Origin of the sequence: Bacteroides sp. 3_1_13, assembly GCF_001185845.1 — a bacterium.
Lineage (GTDB): Bacteria > Bacteroidota > Bacteroidia > Bacteroidales > Bacteroidaceae > Bacteroides > Bacteroides xylanisolvens.
Window position 1 is genome coordinate 599,231 of record NZ_KQ236956.1, and the last position, 18,378, is coordinate 617,608.

15 protein-coding genes are annotated in these 18,378 nt (G+C 41.7%); 9 read left to right on the plus strand and 6 right to left on the minus strand.

Annotation, left to right across the window (positions count from 1 at the left end; all coding sequences use genetic code 11):
• The first annotated feature begins 18 nt into the window (after positions 1-18).
• Together carB and HMPREF9009_RS14860 are read left to right on the plus strand one after the other, a co-directional pair.
• Positions 19-3,246, plus strand: a complete 3,228-nt coding sequence (gene carB / locus HMPREF9009_RS14855) for a carbamoyl-phosphate synthase (glutamine-hydrolyzing) large subunit (protein WP_004315739.1) — start codon at positions 19-21, stop codon at positions 3,244-3,246.
• Positions 3,247-3,450: 204 nt separating this feature from the next.
• A complete protein-coding gene (locus HMPREF9009_RS14860; protein WP_049702580.1) occupies positions 3,451-4,497 on the plus strand; it encodes a mannose-1-phosphate guanylyltransferase in 1,047 nt (348 codons plus the stop codon).
• Positions 4,498-4,591: 94 nt separating this feature from the next.
• Here the strand turns inward: HMPREF9009_RS14860 and HMPREF9009_RS14865 are convergent, their stop codons facing one another.
• Both HMPREF9009_RS14865 and HMPREF9009_RS14870 read right to left on the minus strand, forming a co-directional pair.
• The gene (locus HMPREF9009_RS14865; RefSeq protein ID WP_049702581.1) at positions 4,592-4,882 is read right to left on the minus strand and encodes a helix-turn-helix transcriptional regulator; all 291 of its coding nucleotides are present in this window, start codon (positions 4,880-4,882) and stop codon (positions 4,592-4,594) included.
• Entirely contained in the window at positions 4,879-5,232 is a 354-nt protein-coding gene (locus HMPREF9009_RS14870) for a type II toxin-antitoxin system RelE/ParE family toxin (RefSeq protein ID WP_007752298.1), read from the minus strand. The genes HMPREF9009_RS14865 and HMPREF9009_RS14870 overlap by 4 nt, the downstream gene beginning before the upstream one ends.
• Positions 5,233-5,405: 173 nt before the next feature.
• Between HMPREF9009_RS14870 and HMPREF9009_RS14875 the strand changes: the two genes are divergently transcribed.
• The 5 genes from HMPREF9009_RS14875 (at position 5,406) to HMPREF9009_RS14895 (ending at position 11,390) form a co-directional block, all read left to right on the plus strand.
• Positions 5,406-6,665, plus strand: coding sequence for a TolC family protein (locus HMPREF9009_RS14875; protein WP_049703338.1), 1,260 nt, complete (start codon positions 5,406-5,408; stop codon positions 6,663-6,665).
• A gap of 16 nt (positions 6,666-6,681) precedes the next feature.
• Positions 6,682-7,593 (plus strand): HlyD family secretion protein, encoded by a 912-nt coding sequence (locus HMPREF9009_RS14880; RefSeq protein WP_049703339.1) that lies wholly within the window; start codon positions 6,682-6,684, stop codon positions 7,591-7,593.
• A gap of 17 nt (positions 7,594-7,610) precedes the next feature.
• A complete protein-coding gene (locus HMPREF9009_RS14885) occupies positions 7,611-9,080 on the plus strand; it encodes an ATP-binding cassette domain-containing protein (RefSeq protein WP_049702582.1) in 1,470 nt (489 codons plus the stop codon).
• Positions 9,081-9,082: 2 nt separating this feature from the next.
• Positions 9,083-10,186, plus strand: coding sequence for an ABC transporter permease (locus HMPREF9009_RS14890; protein WP_049702583.1), 1,104 nt, complete (start codon positions 9,083-9,085; stop codon positions 10,184-10,186).
• Positions 10,187-10,274: 88 nt separating this feature from the next.
• Positions 10,275-11,390: an ABC transporter permease gene (locus HMPREF9009_RS14895; protein ID WP_049702584.1), complete on the plus strand. Its 1,116-nt coding sequence runs from the start codon at positions 10,275-10,277 to the stop codon at positions 11,388-11,390.
• Between the two features lie 121 nt (positions 11,391-11,511).
• Here HMPREF9009_RS14895 and HMPREF9009_RS14900 read toward each other — a convergent pair whose 3' ends face one another.
• The 3 genes from HMPREF9009_RS14900 to HMPREF9009_RS14910 all read right to left on the minus strand — a co-directional run bounded on the left by HMPREF9009_RS14900 (position 11,512) and on the right by HMPREF9009_RS14910 (position 13,498).
• Positions 11,512-11,940, minus strand: a complete 429-nt coding sequence (locus HMPREF9009_RS14900) for an Hsp20/alpha crystallin family protein (RefSeq protein WP_004300008.1) — start codon at positions 11,938-11,940, stop codon at positions 11,512-11,514.
• Positions 11,941-12,211: 271 nt separating this feature from the next.
• On the minus strand, positions 12,212-12,688 hold the full coding sequence (locus HMPREF9009_RS14905; protein ID WP_008640605.1) for an alanyl-tRNA editing protein: 477 nt from the start codon (positions 12,686-12,688) through the stop codon (positions 12,212-12,214).
• A gap of 3 nt (positions 12,689-12,691) precedes the next feature.
• Complete coding sequence (locus tag HMPREF9009_RS14910) at positions 12,692-13,498, minus strand: KilA-N domain-containing protein (protein WP_008022818.1); 807 nt, start codon at positions 13,496-13,498, stop codon at positions 12,692-12,694.
• 345 nt (positions 13,499-13,843) lie between these two features.
• Here HMPREF9009_RS14910 and HMPREF9009_RS14915 point away from each other — a divergent pair, with 345 nt between their 5' ends.
• The gene (locus HMPREF9009_RS14915; protein ID WP_008022815.1) at positions 13,844-14,545 is read left to right on the plus strand and encodes an SGNH/GDSL hydrolase family protein; all 702 of its coding nucleotides are present in this window, start codon (positions 13,844-13,846) and stop codon (positions 14,543-14,545) included.
• Between the two features lie 342 nt (positions 14,546-14,887).
• On the opposite strand, the gene uvrB is transcribed toward HMPREF9009_RS14915, so the two are convergent.
• Complete coding sequence (gene uvrB / locus HMPREF9009_RS14920) at positions 14,888-16,918, minus strand: excinuclease ABC subunit UvrB (protein ID WP_008643821.1); 2,031 nt, start codon at positions 16,916-16,918, stop codon at positions 14,888-14,890.
• Between the two features lie 135 nt (positions 16,919-17,053).
• On the opposite strand from uvrB, the gene HMPREF9009_RS14925 reads away from it, so the two are divergent.
• Complete coding sequence (locus HMPREF9009_RS14925) at positions 17,054-18,352, plus strand: phenylacetate--CoA ligase family protein (RefSeq protein ID WP_008022811.1); 1,299 nt, start codon at positions 17,054-17,056, stop codon at positions 18,350-18,352.
• Positions 18,353-18,378 lie beyond the last annotated feature (26 nt).

Here is an 18,378-nt window from a genome sequence, read left to right on the forward strand (position 1 = left end):
AACCAGAAAGTAGAATCAATGAAAGAAAATATAAAGAAAGTATTGCTGTTGGGTTCCGGTGCCCTGAAGATCGGTGAGGCCGGTGAGTTTGACTATTCCGGTTCGCAGGCACTCAAAGCCTTGAAAGAAGAAGGCATTGAAACGATTCTTATCAATCCTAATATTGCTACGGTACAGACGTCCGAAGGAGTGGCGGATCAAATCTACTTCCTCCCGGTGACTCCGTATTTCGTAGAGAAAGTGATTCAGAAAGAAAAACCGGAAGGCATTATGCTGGCGTTCGGTGGTCAGACAGCTTTGAACTGTGGAGTGGCATTGTACAAAGAAGGTATTCTTGAAAAATATAATGTGAAAGTACTTGGTACTCCGGTACAAGCCATTATGGATACCGAGGATCGTGAACTTTTCGTTCAGAAATTGAATGAAATCAATGTAAAGACCATTAAGAGTGAAGCCGTAGAAAATGCGGAAGCTGCGCGTCGCGCAGCAAAAGAACTGGGGTATCCCGTAATTGTTCGTGCTGCGTATGCATTGGGTGGCTTGGGCTCCGGTTTCTGTGATAACGAAGAGCAACTGGATATTCTTGTAGAAAAAGCGTTCTCTTTCTCTCCGCAGGTATTGGTGGAAAAATCTCTTCGTGGTTGGAAAGAAGTGGAATATGAAGTGGTGCGCGACCGTTTCGACAACTGTATCACAGTTTGTAATATGGAAAACTTCGACCCGCTGGGTATTCATACCGGTGAATCTATCGTTATTGCTCCGTCACAAACGCTTACGAACAAAGAGTATCATAAACTCCGGGAACTGGCAATACGTATCATCCGCCACATCGGTATTGTGGGCGAATGTAATGTACAATATGCTTTCGACCCCGAATCCGAAGATTATCGGGTGATTGAAGTAAATGCCCGTCTTTCTCGTTCATCGGCTTTGGCATCTAAGGCAACGGGCTATCCGCTGGCTTTCGTTGCGGCTAAATTGGGACTGGGTTACGGACTCTTCGACCTGAAGAACTCTGTAACAAAGACTACTTCTGCTTTCTTCGAACCGGCACTGGATTATGTTGTATGTAAGATTCCACGTTGGGATTTGGGTAAATTCCACGGTGTAGATAAAGAATTGGGATCTTCTATGAAATCTGTCGGTGAGGTGATGGCTATCGGTCGCACTTTTGAAGAAGCTATCCAGAAAGGGCTCCGCATGATCGGACAGGGAATGCACGGATTTGTAGAAAACAAGGAGCTAGTTATTTCCGACATCGACAAGGCTTTGCGCGAACCGACTGATAAACGTATTTTTGTTATCTCGAAGGCTTTTCGTGCCGGCTACACCATCGATCAGGTACACGAACTGACTAAGATTGATAAATGGTTCCTTCAGAAATTGATGAATATCATGCAGACTTCCGAAGAACTGCATAGCTGGGGAAATAATCACAAACAAATAGCCGATCTGCCAAACGAACTGCTTCGTAAAGCCAAGGTTCAAGGTTTCTCTGATTTCCAGGTTGCCCGTGCCATCGGCTACGAAGGTGATATGGAGGATGGTATTCTTTATGTCCGCAAACATCGTAAAGAGGCGGGTATTCTTCCGGTAGTGAAGCAGATCGATACTTTGGCAGCCGAATATCCGGCACAAACCAATTATCTGTATCTTACTTATAGCGGTGTGGCAAATGATGTTCATTACTTGGGCGACCATAAATCCATTGTCGTATTAGGGTCTGGTGCTTATCGTATCGGTTCTTCCGTAGAATTTGACTGGTGCGGTGTGCAGGCTTTAAATACTATTCGTAAAGAAGGATGGCGCAGCGTGATGATTAACTATAATCCTGAAACCGTATCTACGGACTATGATATGTGCGATCGCTTGTACTTCGACGAATTGACTTTCGAACGCGTGATGGATATTCTGGAGCTTGAGAATCCGCATGGAGTAATTGTATCTACCGGTGGTCAGATTCCAAATAATCTTGCTTTGCGTCTGGATGCACAGAATATCAATATCCTTGGCACAAGTGCCAAGAGCATTGACAATGCTGAAGACCGTGAGAAATTCTCTGCCATGCTCGACCGTATCGGTGTGGATCAGCCCCGTTGGCGTGAATTAACATCTATGGATGATATTCAGGAGTTTGTTGAAGAAGTAGGTTTTCCTGTACTTGTCCGTCCGTCATACGTGCTTTCGGGAGCTGCAATGAATGTTTGTTCCAATCAGGAAGAACTGGAACGTTTCCTGAAACTGGCAGCCAATGTCTCGAAAAAACATCCGGTAGTAGTAAGTCAGTTTATTGAACATGCCAAGGAAGTAGAAATGGATGCCGTGGCGCAGAATGGCGAAATTGTGGCATACGCTATTAGTGAGCATATCGAATTTGCGGGAGTACACTCCGGTGACGCGACTATTCAGTTCCCGCCACAGAAGCTATATGTAGAAACTGTTCGTCGTATTAAGCGTATCAGCCGTGAGATTGCCAAGGCTTTGAATATCTCCGGTCCGTTTAATATTCAGTATTTGGCAAAAGACAATGATATCAAGGTGATTGAATGTAACTTGCGTGCCAGTCGTTCTTTCCCATTTGTCAGCAAGGTACTGAAGATTAACTTTATTGAACTGGCAACCAAAGTTATGCTTGGCCTGCCTGTCGAAAAACCGGAAAAGAATCTTTTCGAACTGGACTATGTGGGAATCAAGGCTTCCCAATTCTCCTTCAACCGTTTGCAGAAAGCCGATCCGGTGTTGGGAGTAGATATGGCTTCCACCGGTGAAGTAGGTTGTATTGGTATGGATACTTCTTGTGCCGTATTGAAAGCAATGCTTTCTGTAGGTTATCGTATTCCGAAGAAGAATATCTTGCTTTCTACGGGTACGATGAAGCAAAAAGCGGATATGATGGATGCAGCCCGTATGTTGGTGAATAAGGGATATAAACTCTTTGCGACGGGCGGTACACATAAAGCGCTTGCCGAGAGCGGTATTGAGAGTACTCATGTTTATTGGCCGAGTGAAGAGGGACATCCGCAGGCGTTGGAGATGCTTCATAGTAAGGAAATAGATATGGTAGTCAATATACCAAAGAACTTGACTGCCGGAGAATTAAGTAATGGGTATAAAATCCGTCGTGCCGCTATTGATTTAAATATTCCGTTGATTACGAACGCTCGTCTGGCTAGTGCATTTATCAATGCTTTCTGTACAATGAGTGTGGATGATATAGCTATCAAGAGCTGGGCAGAATATAAATAAGATGATTATATTCTATTGAAATGAAAAGACAAAGGTCGTTCTTATTATTCGAGAGCGGCCTTTGTCTATTATTGTAGAAATACAATTTTTCGATTATTCAGTTGGAAAATTAAATACTCTTGGTCTTTATTTGCTGTTTTGGACATTTTAATGTAACTTGCGCGCTTATTTAAAATAGTATTTTTTTACAGGAGGATAATAGGTATGGATAATCATGTTGTAATAATGGCTGGTGGCATAGGGAGCCGTTTCTGGCCGATGAGCACTCCGGAATGTCCTAAACAATTTATTGATGTAATGGGATGTGGCCGGTCACTGATTCAATTGACGGCAGACCGGTTTGATGGTGTTTGCCCCAGAGAAAATATGTGGGTGGTAACTTCTGAAAAATACATTGATATTGTTCGGGAGCAGTTGCCGGAAATTCCGGAAAGTAATATTTTAGCGGAACCCTGTGCACGAAATACTGCGCCTTGTATCGCGTTTGCTTGCTGGAAAATCAAAAAGAAGCATCCCCATGCTAACATTGTAGTAACTCCTTCGGATGCATTAGTCATCGATACGAGCGAGTTCCGTAGAGTGATGGAGAAAGCACTTCGTTTTACGGATGATAGCAGTGCTATTGTCACAATAGGTATTCGGCCGACTCGTCCGGAGACAGGCTACGGATATATTGCTGCTGCCAACCAGCTTCAAACAGATAAAGAAATTTATACAGTAGACGCATTCAAGGAAAAACCCGATAAAGAGACAGCAGAAAAGTATTTGGCGGAAGGTAATTTCTTCTGGAATGCGGGAATCTTTGTGTGGAACGTGCGTACTATCACTTCCGTGATGCGTGTATATGCTCCGGGTATCGCACAGATTTTTGACCGTATTTTCCCGGATTTCTATACGGAAAAAGAAAATGAAACAATCAAAAAGTTGTTCCCGACTTGCGAAAGTATTTCTATCGACTATGCGGTGATGGAAAAAGCGGAGGCAATTTACGTGTTACCGGCTTCTTTCGGCTGGTCGGATTTAGGCACATGGGGAGCACTTCGCGGTCTTTTACCACAGGATAAATCGGGAAATGCTACGGTAGGAACCGATATACGTTTGTATGACAGTAAGAATTGTATTGTGCATGCCAGCGAAGAAAAACGAGTTGTTGTTCAAGGATTAGATGGATATATCATCGCGGAGAAAGATAATACATTACTGATTTGTAAACTGGAAGAGGAACAACGGATTAAAGAGTTCTCGAAATAAAGATTATTTCGTTTGCTGATATTCGTGTGGTGTCATTCCTGTCATTCAGCTGATATTCAATTGAAAGCCGGAGTTAAGTACTCCGGCATTATTTTTATAATTGCACTTCGATATTTAATTTTCCACCAAGTCCACGTTCTACAATATCAAATAATGTTTTGAGAGTAATATTTTCTCCATCGTTTTCAACTTTTGATATGAATGTACGTTTCTTGTCAATGCGACTTGCAAGCTCTGCTTGTGTCATCTCTAATTTTTCTCTGGCACTTCGTATCTTAAAGCCAATGCGCAAAGCCTCAAGTTCTCGCTCAAGCCTGTCTCGTTCCGGTGCTCCAACTTCACCGTAATACTCATTTTTAATTTGGTCTAATGTCTTTGTATTCATTCTAAAATCTCCTTTTCTTTTTCTTTATAATAGTCGGTCATAAGCCGTTCTGCTCTTTTTATTTCTTCTGGTGGTGTTTTTTGTGTCTTTTTCTGAAAGCCACTTAACAAAACAACCAATTTATTACCGTCAAAGAAACAAAAAATGCGGAAGATATTATTGCCTAGTTGCACGCGAACCTCAAATAGTCCATTAGTACCTTCTATGTATTTTAGATATGTCGTTGGGATTCGGTCTATCTGCTCGATAATATCTAGCACTTTGATGATTTTATCGCGAACCTTCTGTGGTTGTTTCTTGAAAAAATCATCAAAATATTCTTTATATGTTATGACTTCTCTTACTTTCATTTTACAAAGGTAACTTATAAATTACATAAAAGCAATTTTAGGCTACTTTTTCTTTAATTTTTCTCATCATTTTATCCATTATCTCTTCAGAACATTTTGCCAACTCATAGAGAGTGACTGTATTCAGGAAATCCCTATCTTTGTCTTTCGAAGAAACCAAAGAAATAATGGATATGAAAAGAATGATTTTCAGTTTCTCCTTTTTACTGTATGTAGCAGGAGCGTATGCGCAGATTACATTGGAAGAATGTCAGCGGAAGACGCAGGACAATTATCCGTTGGTACATCAGTATGGCTTAGTGGAGAAGACAAAGGAATATAATCTGGAAAATGCAGCCAAGGGATATTTGCCTCAATTTGCTCTTTCGGCAAAGGCCTCTTATCAGAGTGATGTGACAGAAATTCCGGTAAAACTTCCCGGAGTAGATTTAAAAGGATTGTCCAAAGACCAATATCAGGTCATGTTGGAATTGCAACAGAAGATATGGGACGGGGGAGGAATCCGTATGCAGAAGAAGCAGACGATTGCAGAGGCTGAAGTGGAAAAAGAAAAACTGAATGTAGATATGTATGCGCTGAATAACCGCGTGAATGATCTTTATTTTGGAATTCTCCTGCTGGACGAGCAAATCAAACAAAATACATTGTTGCAAGATGAACTGGAGAGAAATTATCGTCAGATTACTGCTTATGTGGAAAATGGAATAGCCAATCAAGCTGATTTGGATGCAGTGAAAGTGGAGCAGCTGAATACAAAACAGAAAAGAGTGGATTTAGTATCATCACGGGCAGCTTATTTGAAAATGCTTTCGCTGTTGGTAGGAGAAGCACTGTCTCCGGAGACAGTGCTGGAGAAGCCTGTACCTCAAAGTATGGTTTCGGCTGTCAGTGAGATTCGTCGGCCGGAGTTGGCTTTGTTTGATGCACAGGGAGCCGGACTGCAAGTGCAGGAGAAGGCTTTGAATGTGCGTCATCTTCCGCAGTTCGGACTGTTTGTGCAGGGGGCATACGGAAATCCCGGATTGGATATGCTGAAGAATGAATTTTCTCCTTATTATATGGCAGGTGTCCGGCTTTCATGGAATTTTGGTAGTCTGTATACTTTGAAAAATGACCGTCGGGTGATCGAGAAGAAAAGACAGCAACTGGATAATAACCGGGATGTATTCCTTTTCAATACAAGACTGGAAATGACGCAGCAGGATCAGGCTATCCATTCTTTGGAGAAGCAAATGCGGGATGATGATGAAATAATCCGGTTGCGTACAAATATCCGTAAAGCTGCCGAAGCAAAGGTGGCAAATGGAACATTGACCGTGACTGAAATGTTACGTGAACTGACTAATGAGAGCTTGGCGCGTCAGTCGAAAGCCATACATGAGATTCAACGGTTAATGGGAATTTATCAATTGAAATATACAATAAATGATTAATATAACTTCTCCGGATATGAAAAGAATAACAAAAATAGGAATGTGGGGGATAACGCTGATGATGTTATCTGCCTGTGGAAATGGAACACCAGATTATGACGCAACCGGTACATTTGAAGCTACGGAAGTAATAGTGTCCGCCGAGGCTGCCGGAAAATTGCTACGACTGGAAGTAGAAGAGGGAACAAAGCTGAAAGCGGGTGAGGAGATCGGGTTGGTAGATACGGTACAATTGTATTTAAAGAAACTGCAATTGGAAGCCAGTATGAAATCGGTAGAAAACCAGCGTCCTGATCTTGCCAAACAGATTGCCGCTACCAAACAGCAAATTGTCACGGCAGAGCGTGAGAGGAAACGGGTGGAAAACTTGCTTGCTGCAGGTGCGGCCAATCAGAAGCAACTGGATGATTGGGACGCGCAAGTCAAATTACTCGAACGGCAGCTCGTTGCACAGGAATCATCGTTGCGTAATAGTACGAATAGCCTTACAGAACAAGGCAATTCGGTTGCTATACAGGTAGCGCAAGTGGAGGATCAGTTAGCTAAATGTCATGTTCAGTCACCTATCGCAGGTATAGTATTGGCTAAATATGCGGAAGCCGGTGAATTGGCGGCTATCGGCAAGCCTTTATTTAAGGTGGGCGAAGTGGATCGTATGTATTTGAGGGCTTACATCACTTCCGAACAGTTGTCAAAAGTGAAACTGGGAGATCAAGTGACTGTGTATGCTGACTATGGCAACTCGGAGCAGAAAGCTTATCCGGGGGAAGTGACCTGGATTTCCGATCGTTCGGAATTCACTCCAAAAACAATTCTGACGAAGAATGAACGTGCTAATCTGGTATATGCAGTGAAGATTGCGGTGAAGAATGACGGAGCGTTGAAGATTGGTATGTATGGCGGAGTAAAATTAAAGAATGAAGATTAAAAATTAAAGTCAGGGAGATGGAGAAGGATGTACCCATAGTGGTTGTGAAAGAAGTCGGCAAGAGCTATGGAACGGTGGAAGCGCTGAAAGAGGTTTCTTTTGTGGTAGAACGGGGAGAGATCTTTGGGCTGATAGGTCCTGACGGTGCCGGTAAGAGTACCTTATTCCGTATTCTGACTACTTTGCTGCTGGCAGATAAGGGAACGGCCACGATCGGCGGACTGGATGTGGCAACAGACTATAAACAGATTCGTACGAAGGTTGGATATATGCCCGGCCGTTTTTCACTTTACCAGGATCTTTCAGTAGAGGAGAATCTGGAGTTTTTCGCTACCGTATTCCATACAACTGTTCAGGAGAACTATGATTTAATTAAAGATATCTATCAGCAGATAGAACCGTTCAGGAAAAGAAGGGCAGGGGCTTTGTCGGGTGGTATGAAGCAGAAACTGGCATTGAGTTGCGCTTTGATTCATAAACCGGATATTTTATTCCTGGATGAACCCACTACCGGAGTGGATCCTGTGTCGCGCAAGGAATTTTGGCAAATGCTTCGGAACTTGCGGGAACAGGGTATTACCATTGTTGTTTCTACTCCCATTATGGATGAAGCCCGGCAATGTGACCGGATTGCTTTTATCAATCATGGAAAGATTCATGGAATTGATACTCCCGAGCGTATTCTTCAGCAATTTGCATCCATCCTTTGCCCGCCTTCTTTGGAACGGGAGGAGGTGAGGCATGAAACCGCTCCGGTCATTGAAGTGGAGCAGCTGACAAAGTGTTTTGGCAATTTTACAGCGGTAGATCATATCTCCTTTCAGGTGAACCGGGGAGAGATATTTGGCTTTTTGGGTGCTAATGGAGCCGGAAAGACTACGGCCATGCGCATGCTTTGCGGATTGAGCAAACCGACATCGGGCATCGGAAAGGTGGCAGGATATGATATTTTCCGGGAAGCTGAACAAGTAAAGAAGCATATCGGCTATATGAGCCAAAAGTTTTCGCTATATGAAGACCTGAAAGTGTGGGAGAATATCCGTCTGTTTGCCGGGATTTATGGGATGAAAGAGCAAGAAATAGAGCGGAAGACAGAAGAATTGTTGGATCGCCTGGGGCTTGCTGCCGAGCGGGATACTCTGGTGAAGAGTCTTCCGGTGGGGTGGAAGCAGAAATTGGCTTTTTCAGTTTCAATCTTCCATGAGCCGAGAATTGTTTTTCTGGATGAGCCGACGGGTGGAGTAGATCCCGCTACGAGAAGGCAGTTCTGGGAATTGATTTATCAGGCAGCCGACCAGGGAATCACCATATTTGTCACTACCCATTATATGGATGAAGCGGAATATTGTAACCGGATATCTATCATGGTGGACGGTCAGATTAAAGCTCTTGATACACCTGCCCGTCTGAAGCAACAATTCGGTACGGAAACGATGGATGATGTTTTTCAGCAATTAGCCCGCGGTGCGGTGCGCAAAGCAGATTGATTATGAGACAGTTTATAGCTTTTGTAAAGAAGGAATTTTATCATATTTTCCGTGACCGGCGAACCATGCTGATTTTGTTGGGGATGCCGGTTGTACAAATTATACTATTCGGTTTTGCCATCAGTACAGAGGTGAAAAATGTCCGGTTGGCGGTGCTCGATCCTTCTAATGATGTGGTGACACGAAAGATAATTGATCGTTTGGACGCCAGTGAGTACTTCACCGTTACTGCACGTTTTCATTCGCCCCAGGAAATGGAAGCTGCTTTTCTGAAGAATAAGGTTGATATGGCGATTGTTTTTAGCGAACGTTTTATAGATGATCTCTATACGGGTGATGCTCGTGTGCAGCTGGTAGTAGATGCGACAGATCCGAATATGTCGACTTCGCAGGTTAATTATGCAACGGGAATTGTTTCTATGGTAGGTCAGGAAATGATGCCGCCCAATATGTCGGCTGCCCGTTTAACGTCGGATATAAAACTGTTGTATAACCCGCAAATGAAGAGTGCTTATAACTTTGTTCCGGGGGTAATGGGGTTGATCCTGATGCTGATTTGTGCTATGATGACCTCGATTTCCATCGTTCGTGAAAAAGAGACGGGGACCATGGAGGTATTACTGGTTTCGCCTGTGAAGCCACTATTTATTATTTTGGCAAAGGCTGTGCCTTATTTTGTGTTGTCGTTTGTCAATCTGATAACAATTCTTTTACTTTCGGTCTTTGTGCTGGATGTTCCGGTAGTAGGAAGTTTGTTCTGGTTGATAACCGTCTCTTTGTTGTTTATCTTCGTATCCTTGGCGTTGGGTTTATTGATTTCATCAGTCACGCGTACACAGGTTGCAGCCATGCTGGTTTCCGGTTTGATGTTGATGATGCCCACGATGCTTTTATCGGGGATGATTTTCCCTATTGAGAGTATGCCGTTGATACTTCAGTGGATTTCGGATATACTTCCGGCACGTTGGTACATTCAGGCTGTGCGAAAGTTGATGATTGAAGGAGTACCTGTTGTATTGGTATATAAGGAGATTGGTGTCTTATTATTAATGGCGACGGTACTTATTACGATCAGTATCAAGAAATTCAAGTATAGATTGGAGTAGAGAAGAATAATATGTTAATGTGCCAATTGGCTGTGTTATACTACATGGCATTGACATATAAACATATCAGCAAATTGAAGAATTATTTATGATAAAGTTTCTGATAGAAAAAGAGTTTAAACAATTGCTTCGCAATTCGTTTCTTCCGAAATTGATTCTTGTATTTCCATGCATGATTATGCTATTGATGCCTTGGGCGGTAAATCTGGAAATCAAGAATATACAGCTGAATATTGTGGATAATGACCATTCGGCTATTTCACAACGTTTAGTGAATAAGATTGCTGCCTCCACTTACTTTCGCTTGGTAGAAGTACCGGCCTCGTATGAAGAAGGTCTTCGAAACATTGAAATTGGAACGGCTGATATTGTGATGGAAATTCCAAGGCATTTGGAACGGGATTGGATGAATGGAGAGGATGCTCATGTATTGATAGCAGCCAATGCCGTGAATGGAACGAAAGGTGGTCTGGGCAGTTCTTATTTGTCTTCTATCATTAATGATTATGCAGCCGAACTACGTTCGGAACATCCCGAAGCAGCTACCGTTTCCGGCACTTTCCCTTCCATACAGGTTGATACGCAGGGATTGTTTAATCCGAATCTGAACTATAAGCTCTATATGATTCCGGCATTGATGGTCATGTTGTTGACTTTGATTTGTGGTTTCTTGCCTGCGTTGAATGTGGTTAGCGAGAAGGAAGTGGGGACAATAGAACAAATCAATGTGACTCCGGTTCCGAAGTTTGTTTTTATTTTGGCAAAGCTCCTGCCTTATTGGCTGATTGGTTTTCTGGTGCTGACGGTGTGTTTCATATTAGCCTGGTTAATTTATGGCATAGTACCTGTCGGGCATTTTCTGTTGATTTACTTTTTCGCGGTTCTTTTTGTTCTGGTGATGTCCGGCTTCGGACTAGTCATTTCCAACTATTCAGCAACGATGCAGCAATCAATGTTTGTTATGTGGTTCTGTTTGTTGGTGGTGATTTTGATGAGCGGTTTGTTTACCCCCATTAGCAGCATGCCGGAATGGGCACAAATAATAACGATATTCAATCCTTTGAAGTATTTTATGGAGGTGATGCGAATGATATATCTGAAGGGGAGTGGTTTCTTTGATCTGCTGCCGCAGTTCGGAATATTGTTGCTTTTTGTAGTCGTATTTAATAGTTGGGCGGTAATTAGCTATCGGAAGAACAACTGAAGATAATAAGGCGGCATTGCCTGCAAAGACAATAAAAAAACAGCTCGTTTCCCTTTAAGGGAGAGAGCTGTTTTTGATCCTTTTCATCACCATCTCCGGTGAATAGTAAGTGGTTACTTTATTACTTTATTTCGATTTGTCTATTTGGCTTCTTTACTTCTTCTTCAGAGAGTTTCGGAAGTTCGATATTTAGAACGCCATGTTCTACAGATGCAGCAATTTTCTCTTTGTCTACATTATCCGGTAGAATCATTGTTTGCTGGAACTTAGAGTATGAGAATTCGCGACGCAGATAGCGACCGTCTTTCTTTTCCTCCTTGTTTTCTGTCTTCTTCTCCATGCTGATAACGAGGTTATTATCTTCATCAATGCGAACATTGAAATCATCCTTCGTCATACCTGGAGCAGCCAATTCCACTTTGTATTCTTTTTCTGTTTCCAAAACATTAATTGCAGGTGCAGTAGCATTTGCTTTTACCATCCAATCGTTATCAAAGAAATCATTAAAGATACTTGGTAACCAACTTTGAGTTCTTCTAACAGGCATCATAATTTTAGTCTCCTATCTTTAAGTTAAACATTCAGTTAATTATTCTTGAACTTCGGTATTTTCACTTCTGATGGTACCGGTTGTCCCGGTTTCCATCGTTTGCTCTCGAACCGTTGTTCGCTTCTATAAGTGCAAACCTCATGCCAAGTGATTTTTGAGACTAAAATTGTCTATTTGTCATTATAATAATGCCAAATTTGCAATAATAATGACAAAATGTATTCTGTTTTTATTTATTTTATATAAGATAGATATTAATTTGATAATATGTCTATTTCTTCTCGATTAGTTTGAATCTCATTCTTAATGTTTGCCTTTCTTCGTCATAGTCATAGCTAATGATTTTGAAAGTTCCCATTTCAGAAGTATTTGATACATGCAATCCGATACAGGCACAGGCGTCATAATCTCCAATGCGGACAATGCGAAGGGTAGGACTTGCGTCAGCAGGTAGTTTGCTTAAATCTACGATGTCTTTGGCCTGTTCATGTGTCATATACTCAACAGTCACAGGTAGGTTTTGACTGATTGCTTCATTTACTGTCTCTTCAATGGACTGGATTTGTTCCGCTGTCGGACATGAAGAAAGTATATAGTCGCATTTGCTCTTTTTTCTTTCGATGTGGGCATTGCGAGAACGCGGGCAGCCAAAGGTTTTTACCATGGTTGCATTGAGTAAATGCTCTGCTGTATGCATAGGAGGATACTCCTGCTTGTTGTGGTCGTTGAGTTGAATTTGTTGTTCCATAAATTATTTCAATAACTTTTTATTTTTGATATCTTCTAGTATGCTCATTTGTTGAATTGCTATTTGATTTAATTTGATAAGTCTGTCTTTGGGTGTCAAACCTTCATTTATGAAAACGGCATTTAAATTTTCCATGTTTGATAAGCAGATAAGTTCATTGATTGAGGCATAATCACGAATATTACCTTTTAAATTAGGGTGTGTATCACGCCATTCTAAGGCTGTCATTCCAAACATAGCTACATTAAGGATATCAGCTTCGCTGGCATAAATCATGGATGCTTGCTGTGGGGTGATTTCTTGAGGGATAAGATGCTGCTTGATTGCATCAGTATGAATATGATAATTAATTTTAGATAGTTCTCGCTTCGCTGACCAACCAATTTGAGCTTGCTCTTGCTCTTTGAGACGTTGGAATTCTTTTACTATATATAACTCAAATTCAACAGAAATCCAACTTGCAAATTTGAAAGCAATATCTTTGTGAGCAAAAGTGCCGCCATATCTTCCGGATTTGGATATGAGTCCAATAGCACAGGTCGTTTCTATCCATTTTTGAGGAGAAAGAGTGAATGCATTTAAACCTGCTTCTTTTCTAAACCCCTCGAATTCGAGGGGTTTAAAATGGGGGTTATATAATATTTCCCATAATCCTAGATATTCAATAGTCATTCTATTACGTAGCCAGTTGGCAATAACAGTATTAGCATCTGTTGTCTTGTATTTAGCTATGTCGGTTAAAGAAATATAATCTGTATCGTTGATCTTTAAGATAGTAACGTCTGTGGTCTGAACTGTAATCTTTGCCATATTCTGATTTTTCAGTAAAGGTAAAGTTATATTTGGGAATAAAGAAATGTATATCACTTTTTATTCAAGGTATGTTAAACTCACTTCTAATATATAGGCATAAAAAAAGGAGCAACGCCTTGCTCCAACCTTTGTTAACCTTAAATCTAATACTATGAAAAACACATTGCAAAGATACGGACTCCTGGGAAATTAGCAAATAATCCAAGTAAAATAGCATGTTATATAACATAGATTAAGAAAAACATCTTTCGTCTTAACGGTTATTCGATATTTTGGGCGTCTATGTATGGAGTTTTTTCTATCTTTGTGCAAAATATCATATTACTAATACTTAATATAAACATGGATAAAAGAAGATTAAGCCAATGGATGTTATTGGCTGTTGTTTGCTTGAGTTTCTCAATAGGAGAAAGCTATGCACAGAAAAATGATTTTGGAAATTTAGCTCGTTATTCAAAACAAAATGCTGCACTTCCAAAGGCGACGAAGAAAGACAAACGAGTTATTTTTATGGGAAATTCCATTACGGAGGGCTGGGTACGTACTCATCCGGACTTTTTCAAATCAAACGGTTATATCGGCCGTGGAATCAGTGGGCAGACTTCTTACCAATTCTTGTTGCGTTTTCGGGAAGATGTGATTAATCTTTCTCCTGCTTTAGTGGTGATTAATGCCGGAACCAATGATGTCGCCGAAAATACACAAACTTATAATGAAGATTATACATTCGGAAACATTGTTTCTATGACAGAATTGGCAAAAGCAAATAAGATAAAAGTGATTCTGACTTCCGTATTGCCTGCCGCTGCATTTAAATGGAGAATGGAAATAAAAGATGTTCCACAGAAAATTAAATCTTTAAATGATCGGATAGAGGCTTATGCAAAAGCTAATAAAATTCCGTTTGTTAATTATTATAAGGCAATGGTGGATGAAAATCAGGCCTTGAATCCCCAATATACTAAAGATGGAGTTCATCCGACAGGCGAGGGGTATGATATTATGGAGCCGTTGATTAAGAGTGCGATAGAGAAAGCACTCTAAGGTTTATTGATGTAAATTTTGAAATATAAATGCTGTCTGATAATCAAGTTGGGCAGCATTTATTGTGAATGTGCACTTCTAATGAAGATAGTTGTTGAAAAGGTTTAGATGACGTATAGACATAAAAAAAGGAGCAACGCCTTGCTCCAACCTTTGTTAACCTTAAATCTAATACTATGAAAAACACAGTGCAAAGATACGGAGTTTTGGCAACTTTGCAAATTATAAGCTGCTAATTGGTGTTTTTATAACACTAATTAATAGATTAAATCCTGTGTTACAGGTTTGTTAAGAGTTTTATCCTTTGGCAATTCTCATGTAATATATGAAGAGTGGGAGTTTTTACCCCCATTTCTCTTTCATCAAATCTTCCAGTTTCAACAACTCGTCACGGTATTGTGCAGCTTCAATAAATTCGAGTTTCTTGGCTGCTTCCTGCATCAGTTTGCGAGTACGTTCGATACTCTTTTCCATTTGCGCTTTACTCATATACTGCACTACCGGATCTGCTGCAATGTTCGGAGTAGAGGGTTCTACATAAGCATGTCTTTCTTTTAGCAGTTCATCCGCCTCTTTGGCATTACCGAATACCGACAAGTTTCTGGCCTTTTTAATCTGTTGAGGAGTAATTCCGTTTGCTTCATTATATGCCAACTGTTTTTCCCGGCGGCGATTGGTTTCGTCAATCGTCAGTTTCATGCTATCCGTCATTCTGTCCGCATACATGATTACCTTGCCGTTTACATTACGGGCAGCACGTCCTGCGGTTTGCGTCAGTGAACGGTGGGAGCGGAGGAATCCTTCTTTGTCGGCATCAAGAATAGCAACGAGCGACACTTCCGGAAGATCGAGTCCTTCACGGAGCAGGTTGACTCCGATAAGCACATCATAGATTCCTTGCCGGAGATCATCCATAATCTTCACACGTTCCAATGTATCGACATCACTATGGATATAGTTACATCTTACATTATTATTAAGAAGATACTCTGCCAGTTCTTCTGCCATTCGTTTGGTTAGTGTGGTGACGAGTACGCGTTCTTCTTTTTCAATGCGGAGCTGGATTTCTTCCATTAAGTCGTCAATCTGATTAAGGCTCGGGCGCACTTCGATGACAGGATCAAGCAGTCCCGTAGGACGAATCACCTGCTCTACGACGATACCTTCAGACTGAATCAATTCATAATCTGCCGGTGTGGCACTGACATAAATTACCTGTTTCGCCATTTCCTGAAACTCTTCGAATTTCAACGGACGGTTGTCCATAGCCGCAGGCAATCGGAAACCATATTCCACCAGATTGATTTTACGTGCACGGTCTCCTCCGTACATCGCACGGATTTGAGGTACACTTACGTGGCTTTCGTCAATGACAATCAGAAAATCATCCGGAAAGAAATCGAGCAGACAATAAGGACGGGTACCGGCAGCACGACCATCGAAATAACGGGAATAATTCTCAATTCCGGAGCAATGCCCTAACTCCCGTATCATTTCCATATCGTAAGTCACCCGTTCATATAGTCGTTTGGCTTCATATTCTTTACCGATAGACTCGAAGAATGCCACTTGTTTGGTTAGGTCATCTTCTATTTCGTGGATAGCACGGAGAGTAGCCTCTTTGGTCGTCATAAACAAATTGGCCGGATAAATCTTATAGGCGTCAAATGGTGCGATAGTGACTCCTGTGATAGGGTCTACTTCTTCTATACCATCAATCTCATCTCCCCAGAAAGTGACACGGAGCAGATTGTCGGTATAAGCCAGATAGATATCCACGGTATCACCTTTAACGCGGAAATTTCCACGGTTCAAGTCAATATCATTGCGGACATACAAGCTGTCTACCAGACGACGTAAAAAGACATTGCGGTCCATCATCCGTCCCCGTTCTATTTCAATGACATTTTTGTAGAAGTCCGAAGGATTTCCCATACCGTAGATACAAGATACGGAAGAAACCACTACCACGTCTTTTCGTCCGGAGAGTAGGGCAGAAGTGGCTGCGAGTCGAAGCTTGTCGATTTCGTCATTGATGGCAAGATCTTTCTCTATATAAGTATCACTGCTCGGGAGATAGGCCTCCGGCTGATAATAGTCATAGTAAGAAACGTAATATTCTACCGCGTTATTGGGGAAGAAACCTTTAAACTCACTATAAAGCTGGGCAGCCAATGTCTTGTTATGGCTCAAAATCAACGTAGGTTTGTTGATATTGGCGATCACATTGGCAATGGTAAATGTTTTTCCCGATCCGGTCACTCCCAGTAAAGTCTGTGCGGGAACTCCCTGAAGTACCCCTTCAGTCAGTTGTGCTATCGCTTCCGGCTGATCCCCGGTAGGTTTGTAAGCTGATGTTAGTTCATAATTCATAGTTAAATCCTAAAAAGTGGAGCAATATTCGGTAAAATAATCGAGATAACAAATCATTTTTCCAAATAAATCCTTTACTTTGCAACATATTAATATCAAAAAACAGATTCATACAACTAGTAATACCAGAAACACATGATTTGGAATGAGAGCATTGAGTGTATGGACCGCGAAAGTCTTCGCAAGATTCAAAGCATACGACTCAAGAAAATTGTAGATTACGTCTATCACAACACTCCTTTCTATCGAAAGAAGATGCAGGAAATGGGAATAACCCCCGATGATATCAATAGTATCGATGATATTGTAAAACTGCCGTTTACCACGAAACATGATTTAAGAGATAATTATCCGTTCGGACTTTGTGCCGTGCCGATGAGCCAGATTGTACGTATTCATGCCTCTTCCGGAACGACCGGAAAGCCGACGGTTGTCGGATATACCCGTAAGGACTTGGCCTCCTGGGCGGAATGTATATCACGTGCTTTTACCGCTTACGGAGCGGGCCGTTCTGATATTTTTCAGGTATCATACGGATACGGACTGTTTACGGGCGGACTGGGAGCACATGCCGGAGCCGAGAATATCGGTGCTTCTGTTATTCCGATGTCCAGTGGCAACACTGAAAAACAGATTACCTTGATGCATGATTTCGGATCGACAGTGCTTTGTTGCACCCCTTCTTATGCGCTCTACCTGGCAGATGCAATCAAAGATTCCGGTTTGCCACGTGAAGAATTTCAACTGAAAGTCGGTGCGTTCGGTGCGGAACCCTGGACGGAAAATATGCGTCATGAAATTGAAGAGAAACTGGGAATCAAAGCATACGATATTTATGGGTTGAGTGAGATTGCCGGACCGGGTGTCGGTTACGAGTGCGAATGTCAGAACGGCACTCACTTGAATGAAGACCATTATTTCCCGGAAATTATCGATCCGAATACTTTGCAACCGGTTGAACCGGGACAAACGGGCGAACTGGTGTTTACCCACCTCACCAAAGAGGGTATGCCATTGCTCCGTTACCGTACGCGTGATTTGACTGCCTTGCATCATGATAAATGTTCTTGTGGTCGTACATTAGTACGTATGGATCGTATTTTGGGACGCAGTGATGATATGATGATTATCCGTGGTGTAAACGTATTCCCGACACAGATTGAATCCGTTATCCTTGAAATGGCAGAATTTGAACCGCATTATTTGTTGATAGTGGGTCGTGAAAATAATACCGATACGATGGAGCTCCAGGTTGAAGTACGTCCGGAATTCTATTCTGATGAGATCAACAAAATGCTGGCTTTGAAGAAAAAGCTGGGAGGACGTTTGCAAAGCGTACTTGGATTGGGAGTCAACGTGAAACTGGTAGAGCCTCGCAGCATTGAGCGTAGCGTAGGTAAAGCAAAACGTGTGATTGATAACAGAAAAATATAAATAAGTATTAGGTATACCTAATGCTT

Coding starts and splice junctions, on each gene's coding strand:
- HMPREF9009_RS14865 (WP_049702581.1), bottom strand. CDS start 4,882: ATGAATACAAAGACATTAGACCAAATTAAAAATGAGTATTACGGTGAA.
- HMPREF9009_RS14905 (WP_008640605.1), bottom strand. CDS start 12,688: ATGGAACAACAAATTCAACTCAACGACCACAACAAGCAGGAGTATCCT.
- HMPREF9009_RS14900 (WP_004300008.1), bottom strand. CDS start 11,940: ATGATGCCTGTTAGAAGAACTCAAAGTTGGTTACCAAGTATCTTTAAT.
- HMPREF9009_RS14860 (WP_049702580.1), top strand. CDS start 3,451: ATGGATAATCATGTTGTAATAATGGCTGGTGGCATAGGGAGCCGTTTC.
- HMPREF9009_RS14875 (WP_049703338.1), top strand. CDS start 5,406: ATGAAAAGAATGATTTTCAGTTTCTCCTTTTTACTGTATGTAGCAGGA.
- uvrB (WP_008643821.1), bottom strand. CDS start 16,918: ATGAATTATGAACTAACATCAGCTTACAAACCTACCGGGGATCAGCCG.
- HMPREF9009_RS14895 (WP_049702584.1), top strand. CDS start 10,275: ATGATAAAGTTTCTGATAGAAAAAGAGTTTAAACAATTGCTTCGCAAT.
- carB (WP_004315739.1), top strand. CDS start 19: ATGAAAGAAAATATAAAGAAAGTATTGCTGTTGGGTTCCGGTGCCCTG.
- HMPREF9009_RS14910 (WP_008022818.1), bottom strand. CDS start 13,498: ATGGCAAAGATTACAGTTCAGACCACAGACGTTACTATCTTAAAGATC.
- HMPREF9009_RS14880 (WP_049703339.1), top strand. CDS start 6,682: ATGAAAAGAATAACAAAAATAGGAATGTGGGGGATAACGCTGATGATG.
- HMPREF9009_RS14890 (WP_049702583.1), top strand. CDS start 9,083: ATGAGACAGTTTATAGCTTTTGTAAAGAAGGAATTTTATCATATTTTC.
- HMPREF9009_RS14925 (WP_008022811.1), top strand. CDS start 17,054: ATGATTTGGAATGAGAGCATTGAGTGTATGGACCGCGAAAGTCTTCGC.
- HMPREF9009_RS14915 (WP_008022815.1), top strand. CDS start 13,844: ATGGATAAAAGAAGATTAAGCCAATGGATGTTATTGGCTGTTGTTTGC.
- HMPREF9009_RS14885 (WP_049702582.1), top strand. CDS start 7,611: ATGGAGAAGGATGTACCCATAGTGGTTGTGAAAGAAGTCGGCAAGAGC.
- HMPREF9009_RS14870 (WP_007752298.1), bottom strand. CDS start 5,232: ATGAAAGTAAGAGAAGTCATAACATATAAAGAATATTTTGATGATTTT.